We start from the raw sequence: 4,976 nt of genomic DNA on the forward strand, positions 1-4,976 counted from the left end.
ATATTCTATTCTTTGAATTTGAAGAAATAAAAAAGAAAAGGTTATAACATAGCCTTTTCCTGTTCAATTTTGGGTTGTGTCCTAGGTTGTGTTGTCAATTAGATATAATCTATTGAGACTATTTGACTGTTTTTTTAGACTACAAAATATTATTTTAAATAATTTCAAATGATTATATAACATGGCGACACAGCGTAGAAAATGGTTGATGCTTTTTCCCTTGGGGTTCCAAAGGAATAACCTGCAAAATTCCTTAGTTATGGATTCCAACAAGGGCAAAACTGGAGAAAAAGGCTGTATTTTCTCACCGTGCTCTGGAGATGAAACAACCACATACTATGTCAGGGCCGAATTTTTTCATGGTATTTGCCTGTAATGAGAAAGACGAGATCCCCTCGTCTTTTTTTGTGTACAACCGGGAGACGGACGCCTCCGAAACGGAATGACGCGCTTCCCGTTTTGTCATTGACCCGGATAAAAGTCTTTGGGGGGGAGGGGCCCCTTTCTCCAGAAAGGGGCCCCTCCCCCTCCAATTCCCTCTAAAAAGATTCTTCGACAACAAGATCCGCCAGCGGCTTGCGGCTCGTGTGCCGCTCGGACGGGTGCGCATTTTCCGCCGCGTAGCCGATGGAGAGGATGTGCTCAGGCTCGATGCCTTCGGGGATGCGGAAAAGCTCGCGGATAACCGAGGGATCGAAACGGGTCATCCAGCAGCTTCCCAAACCCAGATCGGCAGCCTCCAGAAGCATATGCGTCGCCACGATTGCGGTGTCGGTGTCGACCATGCCCTTGCCGTCGTAGGGGCGTACCCACGCTTCGGAAGGGACGCCGCAGACGATGATCGCCAGAGGGTAGCCTTGCACGTTGGTGCATTTGGAGAGCTTCTCCAACCCTTCGGCTTGCTGTATGACGAGAAACTTGTGCGGCTGGTTGTTTTTTGCCGTGGGGGCTGCGCGCCCCGCCTCAAGGATGCGCTCAAGCTTTTCCGCCTCAACGGGCTTGGGGAGATAGGAGCGGACGGCGTATCTTTTCTGGGCAAGGGAAAGGAAATCATTCATGGTAAACCTCCAAAGTCGTTTGCCTGTACTATAGGGGTATGATTCCTTATTGCAAGTACGCACATTTTTATCCTATAGTCACTAAAAAGATACTGAAGGGGCGGCCTGTGGCATGAAGCAGATCAAACCGCACTATGACTGCTCGCTGGAGCTGGCGATGGAACTGGTGGGCGGCAAATGAAAGCTCGTCCTTTTGTGGCAACTGTTGGGCGGGGCCAAGCGGTTCAGTGAACTCAAGCGCAAGTTGGGGGACGTCACCCAGAAGATGCTGACCCTCCAGCTCCGCGAACTGGAGGCGGCCGGGCTGCTTACCCGGACGGTTTATCCGGTCATCCCGCCCCATGTGGAATATTCGCTGACGGAGAGGGGGATGGAGCTTGCCCCAGTGTTGCGGGGCTTGTGCGCATGGTCGGGAAAATACGCCTTGGAGAAGGGCATCACGCTTGCCGCACCGCCGCCCTCCGGGGATGGAAAGGATTTGCCCGGCGCGGCGGAATCTTTGCCGGAAGCTTGACTTTTGGGATAAAGATGGGTAACGCTCTGGGGCTTGCAAATTGTGAAGTCCCTGCATCACGGAGAAGTTCATGTTCGAAAGTTTGTCTGACAGGTTGTCCAGCGCGTTCCGCTCCCTGAGCGGCCGGGCGCAGCTCACCGAGGAAAATATCCGCGATGGCCTGCGTGAGGTGCGTCTCGCCCTGTTGGAAGCCGACGTCAACTTCAAGGTCGTCAAGGAGTTCGTGGAGCGTGTGCGCGAGCGCGTGCTCGGTCAGGAAGTCGAAAAAAGCCTGACCCCCACGCAGCAGCTCGTCAAGGCTGTGCATGACGAACTCGTTACCCTGCTCGGCGGCGAAACCACCGAACTGAACCTGCGCGGCGCGCAGCCCGGCGTCATCATGATGGTGGGCCTTCAGGGTTCCGGTAAGACCACATCGGCGGGCAAGCTCGCCAACCTGCTGCGCAAGCAGAAAATGCGGCCTTACCTCGTTCCCGTGGACGTCTACCGTCCCGCCGCCATCGATCAGCTCCGCACGCTTGCCCGGCAGCTCGACATCCCCTGCTTCGCTTCTTCGTCGGACATGAAGCCCGTGGACATTGTCCGCGCCGCGCTCGAAGACGCCAAAGAGAAGCAGTGCACCGTGGTCATCCTCGACACGGCGGGCCGCCTGCACATCGACGCCCCGCTCATGCAGGAACTGGTGGACATCAAGTCCGCCGTACAGCCGCAGGAAATTTTGTTTGTGGCCGACGCCATGACCGGTCAGGATGCCGTGACCGTGGCCGAAGCCTTCAACAAGGATTTGGCCCTGACCGGCGTGGTTCTGACCAAAATGGACGGCGATGCCCGCGGCGGCGCGGCCCTGTCCATCAAGTCGGTGACGGGCGCTTCGGTCAAATACGTCGGCGTCGGTGAAAAGCTTTCCGATCTTGAGGTGTTCCATCCCGAACGCGTGGCGGGGCGTATCCTTGGCATGGGCGACATGCTCACGCTCATCGAAAAGGCGCAGAGCTCTTTCGAGGCGGAAGAAGCCGAAGCCATGGCCAAGAAGCTGCAAAAGGCCACGTTCGATTTTGAGGATTTCCGCACCCAGATGCGCCGCATGAAGAAGATTGGGTCTCTGGAAAGCATTCTCAAACTTATCCCCGGACTTGGCGGCCTGACCGCCAAGCTCGGCGATCTGAAGGTCCCGGAACAGGAAATGGCACGCACTGAAGCCATCATCAATTCCATGACCATGAAAGAGCGCCGGAATCCGGATCTTATCAACGGCAGCCGTCGGCAGCGCATCGCCGCCGGTTCCGGCACGACCGTGGCACAGGTCAATCAGGTTTTGCGCCAGTTCACCCAGATGCGTCAGATGATGCAGCAGGTGATGAACCCCAAAGCCAAGGGCGGCAGGCCGAAGATGCCTCCGTTGCCCAAGGGGATGGGGGGAATGGGCGGTTTGCCCGGCATGGGAGGGCTCCCCGGTATGGGCGGCCTTTCCGGGATGGGTGGTTTGCCCGGCATGGGCGGACTCCCCGGTATGGGCGGGATGCCCGGCTTGCCCGGAGCTCCGGGCAGCGGTAAGTCCGCCACGAAAAAGAAAAAGGCGGAAAGGCAGAAGCGCAAGAAAAAGCGTTGAGCCTTTTCCGTTTGCGGGCCGCGTCGGCACCCGGTCGGTTATTCCCCGGCCGAAAGGCTGGTGGCGAGTTTCCGGCCCAGTCGTACAGGTCGCAAGGCATTTTCCCTTGTCCTTGAGCAACAACTTTATACGATACCAATAGGAGAGTTCCAATGTCCGTTAAACTGAGACTTACCCGCATGGGCAACAAGAAGCGTTCCTTCTTCCGCATCGTGGCCGCCAACAGCGCCAGCCGCCGTGACGGCCGTCCGCTGGAGTTCCTCGGCTACTACAATCCGCAGGTCAGCCCCGCCGACATCAAGATCGACACCGACAAGGTGCAGAAGTGGATGGATCTCGGCGCCGAGATGAGCGACACCGTGCGCTCGCTCATGAAGCAGTACGCGAAGAAGGCCGACGCCTAGTCCGCCTTTCGGTTGTCCGGCTTTTCAGCGACCCGGTCGGCCTCTGCGGGTCGGATCGGGTCGTTTGTTTTTCTCCGTTGATGTGAAAAGGGCGGGAAGCCCCATCTTCTCTTTGCCCGCATGTGCTGCCGGGCGGAGAGGCTCCGCGTCACAATTCCGGCGGCATGTTTGGTGAATACCGTTTTCCCAAAAAACTCTGCCGCTGAGAGATGTTTTCCCTCACCGAACAGGGCAGGTACGCTATGAAAGATTTTGTGGAATTTGTCGCCAAAGGGCTTGTGGACAAGCCCGAAGACGTGCAGGTCGTCGAGGTGGAAGGGGAGCAGGGGGCCGTCCTTGAACTGCGCGTTGCCAAAGAAGATCTCGGCAAAGTGATCGGCAAGCAGGGCCGAACCGCCCGTGCGCTCCGTACCCTGCTCGGCGCGGCCTCTTCCAAGGCCCACCGCCGCGTCATGCTGGAAATCGTGGAGTAGTCCGTGGCGGAACAGCGCAACATCCCGGCCGATCTGGTCGAAATAGGCACGCTCGCCCGTCCCCACGGCATCCGTGGGGAAATCCGCGTCAATTACTATGCCGATTCGCTGGAGCTTCTGCGCGGGGACGTGGTGTATCTTCAGGCCGGGAACAAGCCTCCCAGAAAGATGGAGATCGATACCGTCCGCATGCATCAGGGGATGCCGCTGATCCGGTTCGTCGAGGCCCCCGATCGCACGGCCGCCGAATTTCTGCGCGGCCAGACGCTCCTTATCCCGGAATCCGCCTTGCCGGAGCTTGATGAGGATGAGGTCTATCTGCACGATATGCTCGGCCTTTCCGTGGTGCTTGACGCAACGGGGCAAAAGCTTGGCGTGCTGGATCACGTCCTTTTCCACGGCGAACAGGAAATTTGGGCCATCCTCACGCCGGAAGGCAAGGAAATTCTGCTTCCCGCCGTACCCGAATTTGTCGCGGACATCGATCTCGATACTGAGGTTATCCGCATTACCCCGCCCGAAGGATTGCTCGAACTCTATATGTGATGTGTCTTTCAGGCGGTTCCGCACGTTCCCGCTTTTGCTGTCAGGGGATTCTCTGGGAAGGGGCCTTTCAGAAAAGGCGAAGTGGCGTCAGAAAAGTGAATGCATGAAAAGGCCGTCCGGAAGGGCGGCCTTTTTGTATGGATTCAGCCCGTTGAGGACGCGAAGTGTCCGAAATAAGAAAGCAGCCGCTATGCGGGTGGAGACAACAGTTACACAAAAAACACCTTTTCGGTACGATGAAGTTGTTCAAGCCCATCGTACCATAAATGGAAAGGCTGTGTTTAAGTTTGTGGTTGATACAAGATTCCAACTGGAAAGGAAGAGCTCTTTGGAGATTATCTGGAGGTCTCGCAACAATTCTTCAAGACTGGA

6 protein-coding genes are annotated in these 4,976 nt (G+C 56.9%); 5 read left to right on the forward strand and 1 reads right to left on the reverse strand.

Going from position 1 to position 4,976, the window contains the following annotated elements:
- Positions 1–539 precede the first annotated feature (539 nt).
- Positions 540–1,058: a nitroreductase family protein gene (locus ACZM8Y_RS17625; protein ID WP_482334306.1), complete on the reverse strand. Its 519-nt coding sequence runs from the start codon at positions 1,056–1,058 to the stop codon at positions 540–542.
- A gap of 193 nt (positions 1,059–1,251) precedes the next feature.
- Between ACZM8Y_RS17625 and ACZM8Y_RS17630 the strand changes: the two genes are divergently transcribed.
- The 5 genes from ACZM8Y_RS17630 to rimM all read left to right on the forward strand — a co-directional run bounded on the left by ACZM8Y_RS17630 (position 1,252) and on the right by rimM (position 4,604).
- Positions 1,252–1,572, forward strand: coding sequence for a winged helix-turn-helix transcriptional regulator (locus ACZM8Y_RS17630; RefSeq protein ID WP_482334302.1), 321 nt, complete (start codon positions 1,252–1,254; stop codon positions 1,570–1,572).
- A 70-nt stretch (positions 1,573–1,642) separates the two neighbouring features.
- Complete coding sequence (ffh, locus tag ACZM8Y_RS17635) at positions 1,643–3,181, forward strand: signal recognition particle protein (RefSeq protein WP_479859927.1); 1,539 nt, start codon at positions 1,643–1,645, stop codon at positions 3,179–3,181.
- A 152-nt stretch (positions 3,182–3,333) separates the two neighbouring features.
- Positions 3,334–3,585, forward strand: coding sequence for a 30S ribosomal protein S16 (gene rpsP / locus ACZM8Y_RS17640; protein WP_302554124.1), 252 nt, complete (start codon positions 3,334–3,336; stop codon positions 3,583–3,585).
- Between the two features lie 242 nt (positions 3,586–3,827).
- Positions 3,828–4,058, forward strand: coding sequence for a KH domain-containing protein (locus ACZM8Y_RS17645; RefSeq protein ID WP_005026147.1), 231 nt, complete (start codon positions 3,828–3,830; stop codon positions 4,056–4,058).
- A 21-nt stretch (positions 4,059–4,079) separates the two neighbouring features.
- Positions 4,080–4,604, forward strand: a complete 525-nt coding sequence (gene rimM, locus ACZM8Y_RS17650) for a ribosome maturation factor RimM (RefSeq protein ID WP_302554125.1) — start codon at positions 4,080–4,082, stop codon at positions 4,602–4,604.
- Positions 4,605–4,976 lie beyond the last annotated feature (372 nt).

It is taken from the genome of Bilophila sp., from assembly GCF_057864385.1.